At 65.7% G+C, this 21,506-nt stretch carries 23 protein-coding genes; 5 read left to right on the top strand and 18 right to left on the bottom strand.

Annotated features, from left to right (window positions below; all coding sequences use genetic code 11):
• Window positions 1–2 precede the first annotated feature (2 nt).
• From ACOOFO_RS07815 to ACOOFO_RS07770, 10 genes are all read right to left on the bottom strand, one after another.
• Complete coding sequence (locus ACOOFO_RS07815; protein ID WP_420429678.1) at window positions 3–743, bottom strand: flagellar motor protein; 741 nt, start codon at window positions 741–743, stop codon at window positions 3–5.
• Window positions 743–2,521 carry a chemotaxis protein CheA gene (locus ACOOFO_RS07810; RefSeq protein WP_420426237.1) on the bottom strand — a complete coding sequence of 593 codons (1,779 nt, stop codon included), beginning with the start codon at window positions 2,519–2,521 and terminating at the stop codon, window positions 743–745. Before ACOOFO_RS07810 ends, ACOOFO_RS07815 begins: the two co-directional genes overlap by 1 nt.
• Window positions 2,522–2,530: 9 nt before the next feature.
• Window positions 2,531–3,136, bottom strand: a complete 606-nt coding sequence (locus tag ACOOFO_RS07805) for a protein phosphatase CheZ (RefSeq protein ID WP_420426236.1) — start codon at window positions 3,134–3,136, stop codon at window positions 2,531–2,533.
• Between the two features lie 2 nt (window positions 3,137–3,138).
• Window positions 3,139–3,531, bottom strand: coding sequence for a chemotaxis response regulator CheY (cheY, locus tag ACOOFO_RS07800; protein ID WP_420426235.1), 393 nt, complete (start codon window positions 3,529–3,531; stop codon window positions 3,139–3,141).
• A 23-nt stretch (window positions 3,532–3,554) separates the two neighbouring features.
• Window positions 3,555–4,277: an RNA polymerase sigma factor FliA gene (locus ACOOFO_RS07795; RefSeq protein ID WP_420426234.1), complete on the bottom strand. Its 723-nt coding sequence runs from the start codon at window positions 4,275–4,277 to the stop codon at window positions 3,555–3,557.
• Window positions 4,274–5,137, bottom strand: coding sequence for a MinD/ParA family protein (locus ACOOFO_RS07790; RefSeq protein ID WP_420426233.1), 864 nt, complete (start codon window positions 5,135–5,137; stop codon window positions 4,274–4,276). Before ACOOFO_RS07790 ends, ACOOFO_RS07795 begins: the two co-directional genes overlap by 4 nt.
• Window positions 5,130–6,383 (bottom strand): flagellar biosynthesis protein FlhF, encoded by a 1,254-nt coding sequence (gene flhF, locus ACOOFO_RS07785; RefSeq protein WP_420426232.1) that lies wholly within the window; start codon window positions 6,381–6,383, stop codon window positions 5,130–5,132. The genes ACOOFO_RS07790 and flhF overlap by 8 nt, the downstream gene beginning before the upstream one ends.
• A 19-nt stretch (window positions 6,384–6,402) precedes the next feature.
• Window positions 6,403–8,481: a flagellar biosynthesis protein FlhA gene (flhA, locus tag ACOOFO_RS07780; RefSeq protein WP_420426231.1), complete on the bottom strand. Its 2,079-nt coding sequence runs from the start codon at window positions 8,479–8,481 to the stop codon at window positions 6,403–6,405.
• Window positions 8,478–9,596, bottom strand: a complete 1,119-nt coding sequence (gene flhB / locus ACOOFO_RS07775) for a flagellar biosynthesis protein FlhB (RefSeq protein ID WP_420426230.1) — start codon at window positions 9,594–9,596, stop codon at window positions 8,478–8,480. The genes flhA and flhB overlap by 4 nt, the downstream gene beginning before the upstream one ends.
• Before the next feature lie 129 nt (window positions 9,597–9,725).
• Entirely contained in the window at window positions 9,726–11,267 is a 1,542-nt protein-coding gene (locus tag ACOOFO_RS07770) for a long-chain-fatty-acid--CoA ligase (RefSeq protein WP_420426229.1), read from the bottom strand.
• Between the two features lie 150 nt (window positions 11,268–11,417).
• Here ACOOFO_RS07770 and ACOOFO_RS07765 point away from each other — a divergent pair, with 150 nt between their 5' ends.
• From ACOOFO_RS07765 to ACOOFO_RS07745, 5 genes are all read left to right on the top strand, one after another.
• Entirely contained in the window at window positions 11,418–11,996 is a 579-nt protein-coding gene (locus ACOOFO_RS07765; protein ID WP_420426228.1) for an RNA polymerase sigma factor, read from the top strand.
• A gap of 4 nt (window positions 11,997–12,000) precedes the next feature.
• Complete coding sequence (locus tag ACOOFO_RS07760; RefSeq protein WP_420426227.1) at window positions 12,001–12,714, top strand: anti-sigma factor family protein; 714 nt, start codon at window positions 12,001–12,003, stop codon at window positions 12,712–12,714.
• Window positions 12,707–13,330, top strand: a complete 624-nt coding sequence (locus ACOOFO_RS07755; protein WP_420429605.1) for a hypothetical protein — start codon at window positions 12,707–12,709, stop codon at window positions 13,328–13,330. Before ACOOFO_RS07760 ends, ACOOFO_RS07755 begins: the two co-directional genes overlap by 8 nt.
• A gap of 229 nt (window positions 13,331–13,559) precedes the next feature.
• The gene (locus tag ACOOFO_RS07750) at window positions 13,560–14,243 is read left to right on the top strand and encodes a hypothetical protein (RefSeq protein WP_420429603.1); all 684 of its coding nucleotides are present in this window, start codon (window positions 13,560–13,562) and stop codon (window positions 14,241–14,243) included.
• 142 nt (window positions 14,244–14,385) lie between these two features.
• Entirely contained in the window at window positions 14,386–15,687 is a 1,302-nt protein-coding gene (locus ACOOFO_RS07745) for a tetratricopeptide repeat protein (RefSeq protein WP_420429601.1), read from the top strand.
• Window positions 15,688–15,717: 30 nt separating this feature from the next.
• On the opposite strand, the gene ACOOFO_RS07740 is transcribed toward ACOOFO_RS07745, so the two are convergent.
• From ACOOFO_RS07740 to ACOOFO_RS07705, 8 genes are all read right to left on the bottom strand, one after another.
• The gene (locus ACOOFO_RS07740) at window positions 15,718–17,157 is read right to left on the bottom strand and encodes a WS/DGAT/MGAT family O-acyltransferase (protein ID WP_420429599.1); all 1,440 of its coding nucleotides are present in this window, start codon (window positions 17,155–17,157) and stop codon (window positions 15,718–15,720) included.
• A 233-nt stretch (window positions 17,158–17,390) separates the two neighbouring features.
• The gene (fliR, locus tag ACOOFO_RS07735) at window positions 17,391–18,167 is read right to left on the bottom strand and encodes a flagellar biosynthetic protein FliR (protein ID WP_420429597.1); all 777 of its coding nucleotides are present in this window, start codon (window positions 18,165–18,167) and stop codon (window positions 17,391–17,393) included.
• A 7-nt stretch (window positions 18,168–18,174) separates the two neighbouring features.
• Complete coding sequence (fliQ, locus tag ACOOFO_RS07730) at window positions 18,175–18,444, bottom strand: flagellar biosynthesis protein FliQ (protein WP_420429595.1); 270 nt, start codon at window positions 18,442–18,444, stop codon at window positions 18,175–18,177.
• The gene (fliP, locus tag ACOOFO_RS07725) at window positions 18,441–19,187 is read right to left on the bottom strand and encodes a flagellar type III secretion system pore protein FliP (RefSeq protein WP_420429593.1); all 747 of its coding nucleotides are present in this window, start codon (window positions 19,185–19,187) and stop codon (window positions 18,441–18,443) included. Before fliP ends, fliQ begins: the two co-directional genes overlap by 4 nt.
• Entirely contained in the window at window positions 19,184–19,534 is a 351-nt protein-coding gene (gene fliO, locus ACOOFO_RS07720; RefSeq protein ID WP_420429591.1) for a flagellar biosynthetic protein FliO, read from the bottom strand. Before fliO ends, fliP begins: the two co-directional genes overlap by 4 nt.
• 4 nt (window positions 19,535–19,538) lie before the next feature.
• The gene (fliN, locus tag ACOOFO_RS07715) at window positions 19,539–19,976 is read right to left on the bottom strand and encodes a flagellar motor switch protein FliN (RefSeq protein ID WP_420429589.1); all 438 of its coding nucleotides are present in this window, start codon (window positions 19,974–19,976) and stop codon (window positions 19,539–19,541) included.
• 3 nt (window positions 19,977–19,979) lie between these two features.
• On the bottom strand, window positions 19,980–21,002 hold the full coding sequence (fliM, locus tag ACOOFO_RS07710; RefSeq protein ID WP_420429587.1) for a flagellar motor switch protein FliM: 1,023 nt from the start codon (window positions 21,000–21,002) through the stop codon (window positions 19,980–19,982).
• A complete protein-coding gene (locus ACOOFO_RS07705) occupies window positions 20,999–21,502 on the bottom strand; it encodes a flagellar basal body-associated FliL family protein (protein WP_420429585.1) in 504 nt (167 codons plus the stop codon). Before ACOOFO_RS07705 ends, fliM begins: the two co-directional genes overlap by 4 nt.
• Window positions 21,503–21,506 lie beyond the last annotated feature (4 nt).

The following is a 21,506-nucleotide window of genomic DNA, read 5'->3' as shown; positions in this document are numbered from 1 at the left end:
TCCTAGTGCAGAAAGCCGCGCAGACGCGCTTCGATATTGCGCGGATTGTCGCCGCGGGCGATGCCGACGAGGCCTTCCACGAACATTTCGCGGGTACGCGTCTGGTCGGCGATGACCGCCTTGAGCTTGGCCGCCACCGGCAGGAAGAAGAGATTGGCCGCGCCGATGCCATAGATGGTGGCTACGAAGGCGGCCGCAATGCCCTTGCCAAGCTTGCTCGGGTCGGCGAGGTTCTGCATGACCGCCATCAGGCCGAGCACCGCCCCGATGATGCCGAGCGTAGGGGCATAGATGCCCATACCCTCGAAGACCTTGGCGCCGGCGTTGTCGCCGTGCTCACGGGCGTCGATCTCGACTTCCAGCGTGCTGCGCAAGACGTCGGGTTCGGAGCCATCCACCAACAGCTGCAGCCCCTTCTTGATGAAGGGATCGCTCTGCTCTTCCACCGCTGGTTCCAGCGCGAGCAGGCCCTGCTTGCGCGCCAGGTTGCTCCATTCCACCAGTTCGTTGATCAGGGCCTCGGCTTCCTGGGCTGGCGGACGGAAGATCCACTTGAAGATCTTCATCGCGTGCTTGAGCGTGGCTGGCGGCGTATGGATGCAGATCGCCGCCACGGTGCCGACAAGAACGATGACGAAGGCCGCACCTGACAACAGCGCCATGACCCCTGATCCCTTCAGCACGCTGCCCCCCACCACCGCGATGGCGGCGAGGAGGAGCCCGATTGGCGTCATCTTGTCCATCACGCGGCAACCCTGCGATAGGCGCCGGCGCGAATCAGGCTCTGCGGATCCAGCACCAGCGCCACCTCGCCGCGCCCGGTCACCGTAGCCCCGCTATAGCCCGGGATGTGACGCAGATGCTTGGCAAGGGGACGGACCACGATATCTTCACGGCCGATGACGCTGTCCACGACCAGCCCCCAGGGCTGCTGCTCGACAAAGGTCTGCACGATCAAGCCCGGATGCGTGCTCTCGTCACCCGCCATCCAGCCGCGCATGAAGCGCAGCGGCAATACATTCTTCTCCAGCGGAAGCTGCCAGCGGTGCCCGACCTGCTCGACCTGCTCGACATTGAGTGAGCTCAATTCGCGCACTTCGGCCAGCGGTAAGGCGAAGACCCGGTCGGCAACCCGCACCATCAGCGACGGCAGCACCGCCAGGGTGAGCGGCAGGCGCAGGCGAATGCGTGTGCCCTGCCCGACTTCCGATTGCAGGGAGACGCTGCCGCCCAGCTCGACGATGCGGCTGTTGACCACATCCATGCCGACACCGCGGCCCGACACATCCGACACCGACTCGCGTGTCGAAAAACCGGCCGCAAAGATCAAGCCCTGCGCCGTCTCCGTATCCATGGCGGCAGCGGCGTCTGCGGTGATCACACCACGCGCCACCGCCACCTTCTTGACGACTTCGGGATCAATGCCCTTGCCGTCGTCGATCAGGTCGATCTCGATATGGTCGCCGGCCTGCCGCGCGGACACCGTCAAGGTGCCGGCTTCGGGCTTGCCGGCGGCCTGGCGTTCGGCAGGATTCTCGATGCCGTGGTCCAGGCTGTTGCGCACCAGATGCACCAGTGGATCACTCAGCGCATCCAGCATGTGCTTGTCCAGCTCGGCCGATTCGCCTTCCAGCTCTACCTCCACCTTCTTGCCGAGACTGCGCGCCAACTCGCGAACCTGTCTCGGGATGCGCGAGAACAGTCGACCTACCGGCTGCATACGCACCGCCATGACGCTGCGCTGCAGCGCACCGGTGACGTGGTCCAGCTCGGCTACGGCGCGACGGGCAACCTCATCCAGGCCTTCCGGCTGCGCCTTGAGTCGATTGCGCACCAGCACCAGCTCGCCAACCAGGTCCATGAGCTGATCCAGCCGCTTGGCATCCACGCGCACCGGTGCCTCGGCAGGTGCACTGCCTTTTTTGGGTGCCGCTTCGCCACCGCTCTTATCCGCTTTGGCGGGCTCCGTGGCGCGTGGTGCCGGGCTGGGGGTCTTCGGAGCCGGTGCCGCTTCGGTCTCCGGCGCCGTTATGGCGGCTGCGGGTGCGGCTACGGAAACACCGGGCGCGCCGCCTTCGCCATAGAGCTGATCGAGCAGGGCTTCGAAATCATCTTCATTGATTTCATCCCCACTGCTCTTGCCGTCTGGATAACGCGCGGCATGCAGGGCCTGCATGATTTCTTCCGGGGCCGGGTCGATATCGGCGCCCTGGGCCAGCTGTCCGAGCATGTGCTCGGTCTGCATCAGCGCGCGGGCAACGGCATCGATACCCGCGTCATCAAGAGCAAGCGCCCCCGACCGGACCTCCGACAGCAGGTCCTCGGCCTTGTGGCACAGGTCCACGACGGCATGGATTCCGATGAAGCCTGCTCCACCCTTCACCGTATGAAAGGCGCGAAACATCCGATTAAGCAGGTCCTTGTCCTCTGGGTTGGCCTCCAGCGCCGTGATATCGCCATTGGCGGCATCGATCAGGTCCTGGGCCTCGTTGAGGAAATCGGAAATCAGCTCGGGATCCATGCGCGGCTCCTACAGGCCGAGTTCGGCGAGCAAGTCGTCGGCTTCGTCCTGGGACGAACGCCGCTTGTCGACACCCGGAACCCCCGGGCCGGTGGCGGTGAGCCCCTCGTCGGTGCCCGCCAATGCATTCAGGCTGTGCTCAAGACCGGTGAGCAGATCGCGCACCCGCTTGAGAATCTGCCCGCTCAGGTCCTGGTAGCTCTGCGTCAGCGTCAGTTCGTTGAAGATGCCGCGCAGCTCCACGCAGGCGGTGGCGTGGTCCGGCGTGCTGTCCAGACAATCGACCAGCACGCGTCCCTGCTCGACCAGGTCGAGGGTCCGGTGCGCGGCCTGCTCGGTCAGTTCCACCACGTGGTCCAGCGACTGCACCGCCTCGGTGTTGCTCAGCGACGCACTGCCTGGCTCGAGCGCCCCGGCCACCTGCGACGGCAGGGCGGCCGTGCGTTCGTGCAGCACTTGCGCCAGACGCGCCACGCGTGCGCGCAGCTGGGCGGCGTCCAATGCCGCCAAGGCGGACAGGGCTTCGGCAGCGGCACCATCGTCCTCGGCCTGGAGCGCATGCACCAGGGCGTTGGCGTGTTCGGCCAGGCTGCGCTCGCGCGTCGAGCCATCCATGATCAGGCCGCCTGTTCCAGGCGCTCGAAGATCTTTTCGAGCTTTTCGCGCAGGGTCTGCGCGGTGAACGGCTTGATCACATAGCCGTTGACGCCGGCCTGGGCGGCTTCGACGATCTGATCCTTCTTGCCCTCGGCGGTGACCATCAGCACCGGCAGACGCTTCAGCTTCTCGTCCGCGCGGATCGCCTTGAGCAGGTCGATGCCGGTCGTACCCGGCATGTTCCAGTCGGTGATGACGAAATCGAAGTGTTCGGATTGCAGCGCAGTCAGCGCCGTGCTGCCATCGTCGGCTTCCGATATCTGACTGAATCCCAGGTCCTGCAGCAGGTTCCGGATGATCCGTCGCATCGTCGAGAAGTCGTCGACGACCAGTATTTTGAGATTGGTATTCATAGCAGGCTCTCTTAGGTAGTGACTCACAGCCAGGAGGCCAGACGCCCACGCAGACGGGCGACCGCCTGCGCGTGGATCTGACAGACACGGGACTCGGTAACGCCCAGCACGGATCCGATCTCGCGCAGGTTCAGGGATTCGTCGTAGTACAGCCCCATCACCTGGCGCTCACGCTCGGGCAAGCCATCGATCGCTTCGGCAAGGGCGCGGCGGAATCCGCTGCTCGACACCGCATCAAGGCTGTCGCCCCCATCGATATCGGCAATATCATCCGGGTGGTGATCGCTGTCGACGATGGCGTCCAGCGACATCAGCGGCCCACGCGCGGCATCGGCCGCAATGGCCTGGTAATCGCTCAGCGACATGCCCAGCTCTGCAGCCACCTCGCTTTCGCTGGCCGCGCGGCCTGTGCGGGATTCCACCGCGCGCACGGCGGCGGCAATGGAACGGGCATTGCGGTGTACCGAGCGCGGCATCCAGTCGCCCCGGCGCAGCTCATCGAGCATGGCGCCGCGGATGCGCGTGCTGGCAAAGGTCGTGAAGCGTGCACCCATCTCGGGCCGGAAGTGCCGCGCGGCCTCGATCAGGCCGATCTGACCGGCCTGGATGAGGTCGTCGACCTCGACGCTGTCGGGCAGTCGCGCCAGCAGATGCCAGGCGATCCGCCGCACCAGCTCCTGATGCTCGACGACCAGGGCGTTGAGATCCCCCGCCGCTGTGTTCTGGTACGCCGCAAGGGCCGTCACGCCGCCACCCCGCTCCCCACCAGCCGTTCGACGAAGAACTCGGTATCGCCGCGCGCACCTTCGGGCAAGGGCCACCGCATGACCTTGGCGGCGAGATCGCGGAAGGCCGCCGACGCCGGCGCGCCGGGATAGGCCTCGACCACGCCGCGCTGGCGCTGCACCGCGCGACGCAGGTAGTCGTCCTGCGGCACATAGCCGAGGTAGTCGACCTTGACCTCGAGGAAGCGCGCCGCGACCCGCTTCAGGCTCTCATAGACATCGAAGCCCTCGGGCGCACTCTTGACCATGTTCGCCACCAGAAAGACGCGCGGTACGTGGTAGTCGCGTGACAGCACCTTGATCAGTGCATAGGCGTCGGTGAGCGACGCCGGTTCATTGGTGGCGACCACCAGTACTTCCTGCGCGGCGCGCGAGAAGGTCACGACACTGTCGGAGATGCCGGCAGCCGTATCGATGATGAGAGTATCCAGTGGCCGGGTCAGCGAGGAGAAGGCGTTGACCAGACCAACGTGTTCAGCGTGCGCCAGATCGGCCATGCGCTGCTTGCCGGAAGCGGCCGGCACGATCGACAGTCCGAGCGGACCGTCGAGAATGGCCTCGTCCAGCGTGCAGCGGCCGTTGACCACGTGCATGAGATTGAATTGCGGCTGCAGGCCGAGCAGCACGTCGACATTGCCCATGCCGAGATCGGCATCGAGCAGCATCACCTGTTGCTCGGCGAGCTGCAGGGCGAGCGCAAGATTGACGGAGACATTGGTCTTGCCCACGCCGCCCTTCCCGCTGGCCACGGCGATGACACGCACCGGCCTGGATGCTTCATTCACCAAGCCTGCCGCCTGTCCTGGAACATGGTCATGCATGGGCGCTCTCCTGGCTGCGCTCGAGAGTGGATTCACGCTGCCGGGCGTCACGCGCGTGCCAGACGGCCCGCATCACGACGTCGCCGGCCCGAGCCCTGTGTATATCGCGCGGAACGCCCTGGCCATCGGCGAGCCAGGCCAACGGCAGGCCACAGCCGATGAGCGCCGAGATGGCTGGACCGAGGCGCGTACTTTCGTCGACCTTGGTCAGGACCACGGCCATTGGCCGAGCCGGTGCAAAACGCGCACTCGCAGAAATAAGGTCATCGCGCTGGACATTCGCCGGCAGCACCAGCAGGCTGCACAGCGCAATGTCGGGGTCGTTGCCCAGCCGCGCCAGTTCCGGCAGCAGACGCGCCAATCGCTGGTCATTGGGACCCAGCCCAGCGGTATCGACGAAGACGTGGCTGCAATCCGCGCAGGCCAGCAACGCGGCGCGCAGTTCCTTGGCGTCGCGCACCACCCGCAGCGGCACGCCCAGCAAGCGGGCATAGACGCCAATCTGTGCCTCGGCACCGGCGCGGTGACCGTCCATGGTGATCAGCGCCACATTGCGCGCACCCACGTCCGCGACCGCTTTGGCGGCCAGCTTGGCGAGCGTGGTGGTCTTGCCGGCTCCGGTCGGTCCGACCAGTGCGAGTCGCGTGGCGCGCGCCAACTGCAAGGGGTTGACGGTCTTGAGGCGCTTGGCGAGCAAGGACAGCGGCAGATTGCGGTGCTTGCTGGGGTCGCCATCGGGCACATGGGCTGCCAACTCGCGCGCCAGTTCGTGATCGATGCCCAGGGCTTCCAGCGAGCGCATGGCGCGCGCCCGCTGCGGGTGCGCGCGCAACGCGGCTTCGGTCTGCTGGCTCAGGGTTTCGCTGAGCATGCGGCGCACCCCCTGCATCTCTTCCTGCAAGCGCTTGAGTTGCGGGTCCTGCGCCCAGACCAGCTGGCCGCGGCGGGTTGACCCGCGTTCGCCACTTGTAGTGGCAGCGGGCTCTCGCGGCCGGCTTTCCGACGGCGGCGTCGATGGCGCGTCATCATCGGCAATGGGCGTCAGCGGCGCCTCTGACAAACGGCGGCTTGGCTCACGACGAACGGCCTGCTGAAGCAGGGCTTCGTCGTAGTCCACCGCGGCCACCACCTCGATGCCGCCGTCGCGGGATTCGCTACCGAGAATCACTGCGTCGGCACCCTGCTCCTCCCGGACCCGGCGCATGGCCTCGCGCATGGTGGGGGCGAAATAGCGTTTGATTTTCACGGACTAGTACTCCTCCGCCTTATTCAACAGTGCCGGCCAACCGCAGCCGGGTGGTATCGGGAATCTCATCGAAGGCCAGCACATGCGCACTGGGTGCCGCCGCCCGGACGAAGCGCGCCAGGGTGGCGCGCACATTGGGAGGCACCAGCAGCACGGTGGGCTCGTTGCGGGCTTCCTGCCGCTGCGCGTGCTGCGTGATCGCGTTCTGCAGTCGTTCGGCCAAGCCAGGCTCCAGGGCATTGCTGTTGGCTCCGTCCTGCAATAGGCGTTCCAGTGACGGCGCGAGATTCAGCACCGGCAACTCGTCGGTGCCACCCGAAATGCCCTGCACAATCTGACGGCCGATGGCGCCGCGCACCGCCGCCAGTAAGCCGCTGGGGTCGGTGGTACCGGCTGCGGCACGCTCGGACATCGCGCCGAAGATGGCGCGCAGATTCTTCAGCGAAACGCGCTCGGCGAGCAGGCCCTGCAGCACGCGCGTGACCGTCGCCAGCGGCAAGGTCTTCGGTACCAGATCCTCTGCCAGCTTGGGTGCCGAGCGCGCCAGTACGTCAAGCAGACTCTGGGTCTCGTCAGCGCCGAGCACCTCGTGCGCGTTCTGCTGCACGACATGGGAGATGTGGGTGGCGATGACGGTAGCTGGGTCGACCACGGTGTAGCCGTTGGCCTGCGCCTGAGCGCGCGTCGAGGTCTCGATCCACAGCGCCGGCATGCCGAAGGTGGGGTCGCGGGTCGCCTGACCCTGCACGCTGGCAATGACATTACCCGGGTCCAGCGCCAGCCAGCGGTCCGGCAGGATTTCGCCATGACCCACCACCGCCCCACCGATGAGGATGCGGTACTGGGTGGGTTCCATGGTCAGGTTGTCGCGCACGTGCACGGGCGGCACCAGAAAGCCCAGTTCGTCGGACAGGCGGCGGCGCACGCCGCGGATGCGGCCCATCAATTCGCCGCCGGCGGTGGCGTCAACCATCGGTACCAGCCGATAGCCGATTTCCAGGGCCAGCGGATCGGCCGGAGCCAGATCGTCCCAGCTCAGTTCGGTGGGCTTCTCGGCCTCCACTGATGGTTCGGCCTCGGCCTCGGCGGCCGCCTGGCGCGCGCGCCGGGCAATCCACCAGGCACCCGCCAGGCAGGCGCTGCCCAGCATCAGGAAAACCACATTCGGCATGCCCGGAATGAACCCCAAGGCCAGCAGCAGGCTGCCGGTGACGATGAGGGCCCGGGGGTCCCCGAGCAGCTGGCCGCGCACTGACTGGCCCATGGCCTGCGAGCGCGACAGACGGGTGACGAGAATGGCGACCGCGGTGGCCAGCAGCAGCGCCGGAATCTGAGCCACCAGGCCGTCGCCGATGGTGAGCAGGGTGTACTTGGCGGCGGCGTCACCCGCACTGAGCCCGTGGGTCCCCATGCCGATGGCCAGGCCACCGATCAGATTGACGGCGAGAATGAGCAGGCCGGCCACGGCATCGCCGCGCACGAACTTGCTGGCACCGTCCATGGCGCCGTAGAAATCGGTTTCCTCGCGCAGCTCGTCGCGCCGATGCTTGGCTTCCTCGCGCGTGATGCTGCCCGCATTCAGATCTGCGTCGATGGCCATCTGCCGGCCCGGCAAGGCATCCAGCATGAAACGCGCAGACACTTCCGAAACGCGGCCCGCACCCTTGGTAATGACCACGAAGTTGACGATGGTCAGAATCAGGAAGACGGCAATACCGACACCAAAGTTGCCGCCCACCACGAAGGCTCCGAAGGCCTCGATGACCTTGCCCGCGGCATCGCTCCCCTGATGCCCGTTGAGCAGTACCACCCGGGTAGAGGCCACATTCAGCGCCAGGCGCAGCAGCGTGGCCAGCAGCAGAATGGTCGGGAAGACACTGAAATCCAGTGGCCGCATGACGTAGACCACCGCCAGCACCACCATCAGCGAGACCGCGATGTTGAAGGTGAACAGCAGATCGAGCAGGAAGGGCGGCAGTGGCAGCACCACCATGGCCAGCATCGTAAGCAGCAGCAGCGGCGCCGCCGCGGCGGCGAAGGGTAGCCCCCGCAACCGACCGAGGACGCCCCCGTTCATGCTGGACTGGGCCGCGCTCATTCGATCGGCCTCCCGAGGCTGTCATCGACGCTGGGCTGCGGCCGATCCAGACCGTGAATATTGCCTGCCTTCAGGCGGTAGACCCAGGTCAGCACCTCGGCCACGGCAGTGAACAGACCGGGCGGGATGCTCTGCTCGACCTCGGTGACGCGATACAGCGCACGCGCCAGCGGCGGCGCTTCCAGCACTGGCACGGCGTGCTCCTCGGCAATGCGGCGGATATTGGCCGCCACCTCGCCCAAGCCCTTGGCCACCACCTGGGGCGCATCCATGCGCGCGGCGTCATAGCGCAGGGCCACGGCCACGTGCACCGGGTTCACGATGACCACATCGGCCTCCGGAACGCGTTCCATCATGCGCCCATTGGCGGCCTGCATCTGCAGTTCGCGCTGACGCTGCTTGATTTCGGGCTTGCCGTCAGTGTCCTTGGCCTCGCGCTTGACCTCTTCGCGCGTCATGCGCAGTTGCTTGGCGTGGTTGTAGAGCTGCCACGGCGCGTCGATGGCACTGATGATCAACAGTGCCAGCGCGCCGGCGGCGAACACCGCCATCAGAATCTCGCCGGCGCGACCGAAGCCGGCGCCGGCATCCATACGCGGCAGGCGCGAGATGTCGTCGCGCAGCCACCAGATCACGGCGAAACTCAGCCCTGCAACCAGCAGAAACTTGAGCAGCGTCTTGGACACCTCGACCCAGGCGCTGACGCCAAACAGACGCCCCATGCCCTTGACCGGATCCAGCCGCTCGCCCTTGGGTACCAGTGCCTTGGCGCTGAGATTCCAGCCGCCCAGAACCAGGGTGCCGCCGACACCGGCCACCAGCACGATGAAGAGCCAGGGCAACAGAATCAGGGTGCCGTGCAGTCCCATGGCATCCAGGCCGGCCTGGACGTCATCATGACGCGCGCCGGCCTGGTGAATGGCGTGGGCGAACCAGCCCGAATAATGCGCGACGATCTCGCCACCGAACAGCCAGGCAGCACCCACGCCGGCCATGGCGATCAACGCGCCCGGCAGCTCGCGCGAACGCGCCAGCTGGCCGTCCTCGCGCGCCTGCTCGATGCGGCGCGGGGTTGCTGGTTCGGTTTTTTCTTGACCGCTTTCGTTCTCGGCCATCGGGGCGGGCTATGGGAATGAGCGACCACTCCCCCCTGCAACCCCTTCGCCAGCACGGCCGGCCTTGAGCCGGCGCCGGACAGCCGGCTCGCACCCGCCGACGAGCGCGCCGATGCCTATTGCAAAGCGCTAGCCTGCTGCAGCTGTGGCGTGGGCCTTGCGCAGTTCCGTCTTCAGTACCTTGCCCGCCCCGCTCACCGGCAAGGATTCCGTCCGGAATTCGACGCTGTGCGGCACCTTGTAACCCGCGATCAGGGTGCGGCAGTGCTGCTGGATGTCCTCGGCCGAGGCCTGCGATCCGGATTTGAGCACCACCACCGCGTGCACGCGCTCGCCCCACTGTGCGCAGGGCAGACCGATGACGGCGGCCTCCTGCACAGCCGGATGCTGATACAGGGCACCCTCGACTTCCACGCTGAAGACATTCTCGCCACCGGTGATGATCATGTCCTTGACACGGTCCACCACAAAAATGAAGCCATCGTCATCCATGTAACCGAGGTCGCCGGTGTGCAGCCATCCGTCGCGCAGGGTGTCGGCGGTCTGTTCGGGCCGCTTCCAATACCCCTGCATCACGTTGTTTCCCCGCGCGCAAATCTCACCGACACTGCCCCGGGGAAGCTCGGTGCCCTTGTCGTCCCTGATGGCCGCCTCCACCCCGTAGGCGGGGCGCCCGGCGCTGGTCAACTTGGGGCTGCCGGCGTAATGCCATTCCGGCGGCAGGAAGCTGATGATAGGCGCCGCCTCCGTCTGCCCGTAGCCCTGGGTGAAACGGGCATTGGGAAGCGCTTCCATCGCCTGCAGCAGCAGGGCCTCCGGCATGGGCGAGGCACCGTAGAGCAAGCGTCGCAGGCTCGACAGGTCGTACTCCGAGACGCGTCCGGACTGCAGCAGCAGGTTGATCATCGTGGGCACCAGCGTGGTGTGGGTCACACCGGCACGCGCGATCATGGTGAGCAGCGCGTCGACATCAAAGCGCGGGATTATGGCGTGTGTCCCGCCCACCACCGTGACGCAGTGGGTATTCGACATATCCGCGAGATGGAACATGGGTGCGGCATGCAGATAGACCGCCGACGGGTCGTAGTCGAGCGCCGGCAATCCGTTGAGCGTGTTGAACATGATGTTGTCGTGCGACAGCATCACCCCCTTGGGCTTGCCGGTGGTGCCCCCGGTGTAGAACAGGCCGGCGAGCGCATCGCCGCCCACCTCCGCATCGTCGATGCGCGCGTGGCCCGCAATGATTTCCTCGTAGGCATGACAGCCCTCGGGCCGGTCGGCATCGTCGGTGTAGACCACATGCGACAAGGAGGGCGCCGCCGCGCGCAGCGCGGGCAGCATGGGCGCGAAGGTCGCGTCGACAAAGAGCACCCGCGCATCGGAGTCCTCAAGCGTGTAGGCGATCTCCGCCGGCGCCATGCGGATGTTGACCGGATTTGCCACCGCCCCCGCCCAGGCGACGGCGTAGATCACCTCCAGGTAGCGGTCACTGTTCAATGCCAGGATGCCCACGCGGTCACCCTCTGCAACGCCCAGGGCGCGCAAGCCGGCGGCCAGGCACGCGACACGCGCCTCCAGCGTTTCCCAGGTCTGTTCCCGGTCGCCACACAGGGTGGCAGGGGCCCGGGCCCGCGTCTGTACGGCCCGCCGCAAGGTCTGTGTGATCCGCATATCGCTTGGTCTCCTCTGTTGTGTGCAACGTCTGTTATTGCACGCAGCCTACACGCTGCCGCCTGCCGCTTCGCGCTACGATGCCGCGCCTTGCGCATCATCGCGCTGTTGCATGGAACCAAAAGCGGCATCCTGTCGTGTAGGAAGGCTATGACCCGGCGTCGCGTTTCCTCTCTGTTCGCCCATCGACAGCAGCGCTTCGAGGCCGCGGTGCGTCCCCACCTCGATCGACTCTATCGCTACAGCCAACAACTCACACGGGATCCGGCGTTGGCCGAAGATCTGGTGCAGACCTTGCTGCTCAAGCTGTATCAGCGCGAGGTACGCCTCGACACGCTGGAAAAGGCGGGACCGTGGCTTGCGCGGGCGCTGCACAACCTTTACGTGGATCAGGTGCGCAAGCACACACGCACGCCATTGGATATGGCCGACACCGACGACGACCTGCTATGTGGCTGGCCTACCGACACGGCGAGTTGCCCGGAGGCGCTCACCGATCGCTCCTTCGAACGGGACCGTCTGCAGGCCGCGCTCGGGCAACTCAATCCCGAGCATCGCGCCGTCGTTGCCTGGCATGACATCGAAGGCTATTCCCTGGAGGAACTGGCACGAGACGGTGACGTCGCACTTGGAACCCTCAAATCGCGGCTGCATCGCGCGCGCGCCAACCTTCGCCGTATCCTGATGGAACCAACCTCCGTTCAGGCGCGTGTAAGGGGTGGAGATTGATGCCATGAACTGCCAAGACTTTCTCACCCACCTCGACCCCTGGCTTGACGGCGCCCTTGCCGAACCCAGCGCGATGGAGACGCACGCACAGCAATGCACGCATTGCGCGTACCAGCTGATGCTGGAACGCAGGCTGCGCCAGGGTCTGCGCGCCATGCGCGATGCGGTGGAGCACGACCCGGAGCGCAATAACCGGCTGCTCGCCGTGTTGTCCTCGACGCCAGCAGCCGCACCCTCGCGGGGTCGGTATCGTTCGGCCCTGGCCGCTGCCGCCTGCCTGCTCGCCGGCATTGCCATCGGTGTGCTGTGGTCCCCTGGTCAGCTACCTTCGACGCCGCTCAAGGGCGTGGAGGCCGTGCTGCTCGAACCGCATCGCGACCAGTATGTGCGCCTGGCCTTCCGCAGCCCCTCGGCATTGCGCAACGCCGAGATCCACCTGCAGGTATCGGACGCCGTCCAGCTCGCCGGTTACCCCAATCAACGGGAACTGCGATGGACCACGGACCTGTCCGAGGGTACGAATATGTTGGAGTTGCCGGTGCGCCTGACGGGCAGCGAAGGCCGCGTCGTGGCAACCGTCCGCTACGGCAGCGGTGAACGCCGCTTCGAGGTGGACCTTCGCGCCCGCGACGGTCAAGGCGCACAATCCCCATCACCGGCCAGTCCGCAGCGTCGCGAGCCGGCCCAAAACGCCATGCAGGACGCGCCCTATGCATAAGCTGATCTATGCGCTCGCCACCAGCGCGGCATGCGGTCTTGTCTCCCTACCCGCGCATGCCGATCCTCTCGACGGCCTGGAAATGGACGTCATCGGGATCGACGAACGTCCGGAAGCGGCCAGCCGTCGCATCGAACTTCCCGAAGCGGCGGACCGCCGCCAGGCGCCGGCGAAACAGGACCCGCCGCCCGGCCTGGATACCGCCAACGAGGCCCGGGACCGCGTGTCCGATCTTGGACAGCAAACGGCCGAGCAGGCACGGGAAGGCGCGGGTCCGCCCGACGACATCGGTCAACCGGACAATCCAGGCGAACAGGGCAATCGACCCGACGATGCCGGACCGCCGGATGACAGTGGACGACCCGCGCAACCCGGCGATGGCACAGGCAACCGACCGGATGACGCGGGTCCGGCTGAACGGCCGCAGCAGCCCAATGACGATCGTCCGTCGGACGCGCGCACCGAGCCGCCCGCTACGGACCGCCCCGATTCCGAACAACGCCCGCGCGACGCAGCGACCCCCGCCGAGCGGCCTGACCACACCAGCATCGATTCCACCGATCGCAATGCGCGCTCCAGCGTCGTCGATACCCCCAACACGGAGCGGCCGCGCTAACGCGTCGCCCTGCTTCTTCCGATTCTCGCGGTCCTGCCGGCTGACGAAGCCCCCAGACCGGCACTTGAGCCTCGGTCCGATCCTCGGTCCGAGGTTTTTTTTTGTCGCCCGGGCTGACCGACGCTGCGACAGGGAACCGGGCCCCGTTCTCCTGCGTGTAAGGGGGTGAGCAAGACAGCGCTGATCGCCCTGGTGTCTTGCTTGACACACCCATTCAAGGAGGCACTCCATGCCCAAGATGCACCCCCTCGTGGTGAGCGCCATTGCTGCGATTGCGTTCTCCACCGCACATGCCCAGCAGGGCGATGACCCGCTCGACGGTCTCGAAGCCGATGTCATGGACCAAGCCGAAGGCGACGTCGCAGGTGGCGATGCGCAGATTGAAATGGACGCCGAGACCGATGTGACCGTCGATGGCGCGGAAGAGGCGTCTACCACCGGCAACGACAACAACGGAGAGGCACTGGCCGAGGCCGCTGAAGAAGAGGCGACATCTGAGGCGGAAGGCACGGGCAACGATGCAGACGCGGACGTAGACGCTGAAGCGGAAGCGACGGCGGACGCCGAGTTCGGACTGCCCGAGCAGGCCAGTGATCGCGCCGTCGAAGCGTCTCGCGAAGGCCTGAATCGCGCCCAGCAGGCGCGCGAGAATGGCGCAGCCTTTGGCCGAGACCAGGCGGAAGCGGCACAGGCGCGTCGGCCCGATGAGACTGGTCGCCCGGATAGCTCCGGCCGTCCCGACGAGGCCGCGCGTCCCGACGACACGGATCGCCCTGACGAAGCCGGCCGTCCGGATCAAGCCGAGCGTCCCGCGGAAACCCAGCGTCCCGACGATACCGGTCGCCCGGACAGCACCAGCCGCCCCGGGGATGCAGACAGGCCCGAGCAGGCGGGGCGCCCAGCGGATCGTTAATGGCCGAGACATCGCTCACCCTTCGGTGAGCCACGATGAACGCACAAGGAGCGGCATCCGCCGCTCCTTTTTGCGTGTACACCTTTATGCTGGCCGCAAGCTCACGCACCCTGGAAGCCTGGGTCGAATCAAAAGGAGTGACATGCGCCCTTCCCGCGCCGCAGCCTGCATCCTGGGCATCGTCATCGTCGTCGCCACGATGGGCCTTCATACCCCTGTCGCCGGTGCGCAGACGGGCGCCTACCATTTTGAACAGGGCGTGACGCACTACCGGCAGGGCGATTATCGGAAGGCACGTGCTGCCTTCCTGAACGCGCGCGATGCGGGCATGGACTCGCCCCGCCTGACCTTCAACCTGGCACTGACGCACTACAAGCTCCGCGACTACGCGCCTGCAAAACGCCTTTTTGAGGCGCTGACGTCGACGCCGGATTTCTCCGGCATGGCGTACTACCACTTGGGCTTGATCGAAGAGCGGAGGGATCGCGATGCGGCCGCGGCACGGCGGTACGCCGACGCCCTGGAGCGAAGCGATGCCGGCAGTTCGCTGCAGGCACTGGCCGAGGCTGGACTGGGTCGGACCCGTGGTGTCAGGAAGACCGATCTCTACCTCTTTGCCGGCGGCGGATCAGACGACAACCCGCTCCTGCTCAACGAAAGCACCCTCGGCAACGGCAGCCGCGACACCTATTTCGAGGCCTTCGGCTTCGCCGGCCATCAACGCGGCGCGGGTCTGTTCGAGGCGAGCCTCTATGCGCGTCGCTACAACGATAGCGACAGCGCCAATACCAGCGTATTGAGTGGCGCCATCGGCCGTCAGCGCGACCTGGCAGGCGGAACTCTTGAATATCGCGCCGAAGCCGCCACGGTGCGCGTGGACAGTGAAGGCTTGCAGGAAGAGTACTCCGCCCGCCTCGATTGGGATCGCCGCATCGCGCAGCGGCAGTACCTCGACGCGCGGCTGCGAATAACGCGCGTGGAAGCCGGCGATGATTTCGACTTTCTGACCGGCTGGCGCCACCGCGCCCGCCTGCGCACCATCGGCACTCTTGCGGCGGGATGGTGGCGGCTGGGCTATCGCCTGGAGTGGAACGACCGCGAGGATATCGACGAGGGCGCTGCCTTCTTCAGTCGCTCACCGATACAACATCGCCTCCGGCTCGATCTCGGCCATCCGCTCCACGGTCCCTTTTCACTGGAGACGCGCGCCTCCTATCGGCACAGCCGCTACCAGGACGCCGACCGCTTCACCAATGCCGACGGCGGCACGACGGAAAAGCGACGCGTCGAGGATCGACTGCTGGCACGATTGGGCGCACGCTGGAGGCTGGCCTCGGATTGGAGCGTGTTGCTCGAATACGAATATCAGCGCAACAGCAGCAGCTTCGACAGCTTCGACTATGAGCGAAACAGCCTGCTGCTGGGCGTGGAGTGGTCCACCTAGGCAGCCTGAAGACTGCGGTCCGTTTTCCCGCTATTCGGCGAGACTGTCCTCCGTCGCCTCGGATGCGCGCGACGCGGGCGCTGGCGCGGCCTTCGCGCGCGGCAGGGTCGCCTCCAGTTCCTCGATGGATTCCTCCAGGTATTCGAGCAGCCGCTGCAGATGCGGCACTGTCTTGCGGCAGCCGATGAGTCCGAAGTCGATGCTGTCGTTGCGACTGATCAAGGTGATGTTGAGCGCGATCCGGTGGATGACGACGGAGACCGGATACAGCCCTTCCAGCCGGCAGCCCTGCCAATACAGATCCTCGCGGGGCCCCGGTACGTGCGAGATCACCACGTTGACGATGGTGCGCTGCCGCTGCAGGCCCGTGAACAGGCTGACTGCACCGGGGGCAAAGAGCATGCCTTCATAGGTCAGCAACTGCGCCGCGCTCAGCGAACGCAGGGCCCGCTTGTTGTAATCCATGCAGCCCTTGATGGCGCGAAGGCGCTTGGCTGGCTCGGCCAGATGGGTGCCGAGATGCGTCAGCGCGAAGGCCACCTCGTTGCCGGAAGTGCCATCATCCTTGCGCGTGGACACCGGCACCGCCGCCACCAGTGGGTCGGCTGGCAGCGCATCGTTTTCCAGCAGGTACTTGCGCAACGCCGAGCCGCACATGGCCAGCACGACGTCATTGGTGGTGGCATCGAAGGCGCGGGCAATGGCCTTGATGCGGGCCGTGGAGTAGGACTGCGCCGCGAAGCGTCTTGACCCGGTGATGCGCTGGTTGAACATGCTGACCGGCGCCTGCAAGCCACCGACGCAGTCCGGATTACCGTCACGGTAGTCGCGTCGTGTCTCGGCCAGACGCTTGAAGATAGGCGCCACATTGGCCACGCCCTCCCGTGCCAGGGAGCGCAGGGCATCCACACTGCGCAGCGCCGGCGACGGCACCGGCAAGGAGCGCTTGCCGCCGCGCTTGGTGTAGGCCTCCCAGGGTGCCGGAATGGCAAGTGAGCGCTCGGGATCCGCATCCATGGTCTTCATCAGCAGGCGAATGCCGGCGACACCATCGACCAGGGCGTGGTGAATCTTGGAATACAGCGCGATGCGCCCGTCTTCCAGTCCCTCGATCAGGTACATCCGCCACAAGGGATAGGCCCGATCGAGATGGGCGGCGTGCACGCGCGAGATCATCGCCAGCAACTCTCGCATGCGGCCCGGCTTGGGCAGGGCCAGATGCACGAAGTGCTGCGCGATGTCGAAATCCTCGGCTTCCTCCCAGAAATTGACGCCCGCGCGGGTCACCAACCGGCGGTTGAAGGGGGGCACCGCCTGGCCGGAGCTGCGCAGGCGTTCGGCCAGCTGGTAGGCGAAGTCTTCCGGCGCGCCTTCGGGTGGAGCAAACAGACACAGCGCACCCACATGGAGTGGCTGCTGGCGTTGCTCCAGCATCAGAAAGGCGCTGTCGATCAGGGAAAGCGGCTTCATCGAATCCTCCTGCACGTCGAATGTCGGCCATCGACGGCAACCCACTCCCCTTCCCCGACCGCACGAGCACCGGACCAGGAAGGCGTGCGTCGCCTGTCGCGCTGCGACCGGCTATGGCACACAGGATGCGGCCAAAAATCGCGTCTGGCCACCCCCCGGACGCGACGGCCGCAATAAAGGGTGCGTCAGCCCCGCCCGCTCAGGATCGGCTCGAAGGGCGACACAGCCCCGGCCTAGGCCCCTTGCTTGGCGACCGCGATGGTCTCGTTGAACAAGGCGCCCAGCGGTTCGGTAATGGCGGGCAGCCAGGCCCACATGGCGAGCAGCACCAGCAACAGGGTGGCGGGAAAGCCGATCGCAAAAAGATTCAGTGCGGGAGCCGCACGCGACACCAGGCCGAGTGCCAGATTGGCCGCAAGCAGTGCGGTCAATACCGGCAGGGCGACTTGTGCCGCACCGGTGAAGATGATGGCCGAGAACGTCAGCCAGACCATCAGTTGCGCGCCGCTCGGCAACTCCGATCCGACCGGGAAGAGGCGAAAACTGGTGGCCAGGGCATCGATGAGACGCAGGTGGCCATCCATAGCGAGAAAGATCAGCATGACGATGACCGTCATGAAGCTGGCCAGCACGCCGGAGCTGGTACCGCGCAGCGGATCGGTGATCTGCGCGAAGGACAGACCGGAAGCGGCGCTGATGGCTTCCGCACCCAAAGCGACCGCCTCGAAAGCGAACAGGAAGATGAAGCCAATGGCCAGACCGATGACCACCTGCTGCAAAGCGGTCAACCACCAATGCGCCGTGAAGACCTCGAGTGGCGGTGGCTCCGGCAGCACCGCCACGAGCAGAATCGTCAGGCCCATGGCCACTGTCAGCCGGATGCGATTCGGCACCCCGCGCCCGCCAAGAATGGGCGCAATGGCGACAAAGCTGGTGGTGCGCAGCAGCGGCCAGAGCACCATGTGATAGACCTGCCCGAGCGTCTCCAGTGCCAGCACGCCGCCGTTCATCGCAAGCCTATCCGATCAGGCCGGGAATGCTGGAGAACAGGCGCTCGGTGTAGTCGACCAGCAGGCTCAGCATCCAGGGGCCAGCCACCAGGATGGAGCCCGCCACGGCCACGAGCTTGGGAATGAAGCTCAGCGTCATTTCGTTGATCTGCGTGGCTGCCTGGAATACACCGATGACCAGGCCTACCAGCAGCGCCACCACCAGCATCGGAGCTGCCAGGAGCACCACGACCTCGAGCGCACCGGCGCCGATGGAGAGGACGGATTCGGGACTCATGCGAAGCTCCCGGCAAGGGCACCGATGACCAGGGTCCAGCCATCCACCAATACGAACAGCATCAGCTTGAAGGGCAGGCTTATCAGCATCGGCGACAGCATCATCATGCCCAGCGACATCAGCACGCTGGCCACGACGAGGTCGATGATCACAAAGGGAATGAACAGCAGAAATCCGATCTGAAAGGCGGTCTTCAGCTCGCTGGTCACGAAAGCCGCGGCCAGCACGTGGAAGGGCACCGCGTCAGGCCCCTCATAGGGCCCGTCGCCGGCCAAGGCCGCAAAGGCCGCCAGATCCTTCTGCCGGGTCTGCTTCAGCATGAAGGCGCGGATCGGCTGCTGTGCGGCGGTAATGGCCTCGCCAAAGTCCATCTCCTCAGCGGTATAGGGCTCGGCGGCCTGCTCCCAGACCTGCTGCGCGGTCGGCTGCATGATGAAGGCCGTCAGCAGCAGTCCGAGGCCCAGCAAAATGGGATTGGACGGCGTCTGGCCCGTGCCCAATGCCTGACGCAGCAGACCGAGTACCACGATGATGCGTACGAAGCCGGTCATCGACAGCAGCAGTGCCGGCAGCATGGTGATCAGGGTCATCGCCACCAGCACCTGGAAGCTCAGGCTCCAGGTCTGGCCGTCTTCGCCCTCGCTGACCGTCAATGCCGGCAAGCCGGTCTGCTGCGCTTCTGCTGGCAGCACCAGCAGCAGCCCGAACAATCCCAGCAGGCGGATCAGCGCCAACCCTTTCATTGCGCCGGCCCCTGGCGCAGACGTGCCATACGCTCTGCGAAGGGCACGCTGGGCGCTGCCTCCGGCAGATCGGGGCGTTCCTCAAAGGTATGCAGCACGCGCACGCCCTGCGGCCCGACCGAGAGCAGAAGATGGGCGCCGGCGGCGTCGACCAGAACCACCCGCTCGCGTGGACTCAGCGCATGGGTAGCGCGCACCCGGAACCAGCCGCCGCCGACCACCGAGCCGCCACGCAGCCGGCGCACCCCCCAGGCCGTACCCAGGATGAGTGCCACCACCACCAGCAGCGACAGGAAGGTTCGAAGCGCGGTTGCCGCGGAACCGTCAGCAATCTGACCCGCATCCATGGCGCTAGCGCAGCTTGCGGATGCGTTCGGCCGGGCTGACCACATCGGTCAGGCGGATGCCGAACTTCTCGTTGACCATGACCACCTCGCCATGCGCGATCAAGGTGCCGTTGACGAAGACATCCAGTGGTTCGCCGGCCAGCCGATCCAGCTCAACTACCGAACCCTGCGAGAGCTGCAGCAGGTTTCGGATCGGAATCTTGACCCTTCCCACTTCCATCGACAGCGTGACGCCAACGTCCAGGATCACATCCAGATTGACGTCCGAACCGTCGGCATTCGCCTTCTTTGAGTGATCATGCAGCGCATCGAACTGGGCAGGCTCGGCCGAGGGCGTGTCGCCAAAGGCGGTGTCCTTGCCCTTGGACGGCTGGGGCACTTTCTGCTGCGTGGTTTCGGCGGCCGTTTCGGCCTCGGTGTCACCGTAGGCGGTATCGTTCATGGATCAGCTCCCGGCAGGTGCGGTGGCGGGGCGGCCGGGCTTGCTCGCCGGCTGCTCCCGCGTGACGAATTCGTTGATTTGCACGGCATAGTTGCCGTTCGAGTGGCCCAGATGACCACGGAATACGGGCAGATCCTCCACCGACAGATCGACCTGCTCGGGCCATTCCAGCGGAATGACGTCGCCCGGCTTGAGCTGCATCAGGCGACGCAACGAGATTTCCGGGGTACCGAGCACCGTCGACAATTCGACGTAGGCATCCTGCATGCGGCTCTTGAGCGCCGCGGCCCAGCGATCGTCGCGATCGTCGCGGTCGGACTGCAGTCCGGCGTCGAGCAGATCCTTGATCGGCTCCACCATGGCGTAGGGCAAGGTGACGTGGATATCGCCACTGCCCCCCTCCAGCTCGACGTGGAATTTCGAGACCACCACCAGTTCGCTGGGCGACACGATGGTGGCGAAGTGCGGATTGACCTCCGATCCGCTGTGCTCGAACTCCAGCCGCATCACCGGCCCCCAGGCCTCGCTCATGTCATGGAAGGCCTGGTGCAGCATGAGCTGGATGACGCGCGACTCAACCGGTGTGAACTCGCGCCCTTCGATCTTGACCGGGTACTTGCCGGCACCACCGAAGAAGGTGTCGACGGCCGTGACCACAATCTTGGGCTCGAACACGAACAGTGCGGTGCCGCGCAGCGGCTTCACCTTGGCCAGGTTGAGGCTGGTCGGCACGAACAGCGAATGCACATAGTCCGAGAACTTGAGCATCTCGACGCCGCGAATGGAGATCTCGGGCGAGCGCCGCAGCATGTTGAACAAGCCGATTCGGAAATAGCGGGCGAAGCGCTCGTTGATCATTTCCAGCGTAGGCAGACGGCCGCGGATGATGCGGTCCTGCGCCGCCAGATCGTAGGGCCGCGGTTCGCCCGAAAGCACATCCTCTTCCTCGGTATCGACCGCACCCGAGTCGACGCCGCCGAGCAGCGCGTCGATCTCGTCCTGGGATAGAAGATCGTTGCCGCTCATTGCATCACGAAGTTGGTGAAGTAGAGGTCCTGGATGCCCTCGCCGGCCTCAGCAACCACACCAAGCTCGACCAGCCGCACATTCAGCGCGTCGATGATGGAGAGTCGCAGGCCGTCCTTGCCTTCCAGGGTCAGCAATGACTCGTACTGGGCGCTGGATACCAGCATCAGGATGTCGCTGCGCATCACCGGAATATGCTTTTCAAGCGCTGCCGGCAATTCGGGGTCGTGCGTCATCACGGCGATATCCAGCTTGACGTAACGCATGTAGGCACCGTCGGGCAGGTTCACCACGAAGGAGGGCTCGAACTGCCAGTACACCGGGTCCGCCTTCTTCTTGGGCGCCTCGGCCCCGCCTTCTTCCGCAGTGGCGGGCGCGGCCACATGCTTGAAGTAATACCAGGCGCCACCCGCGCTCAAGGCCGCAACGAATACGACAATGGCCAAGGTCTTCATGAGACCGCCACCTCCCGACTTCTTCTTCTTTTCCGCTTCAGCCATTGCG

Origin of the sequence: Algiphilus sp., assembly GCF_965216485.1 — a bacterium.
Taxonomy (GTDB): Bacteria; Pseudomonadota; Gammaproteobacteria; order Nevskiales; family Nevskiaceae; genus Algiphilus.
This window is presented reverse-complemented; position numbering and strand designations above follow the sequence as displayed.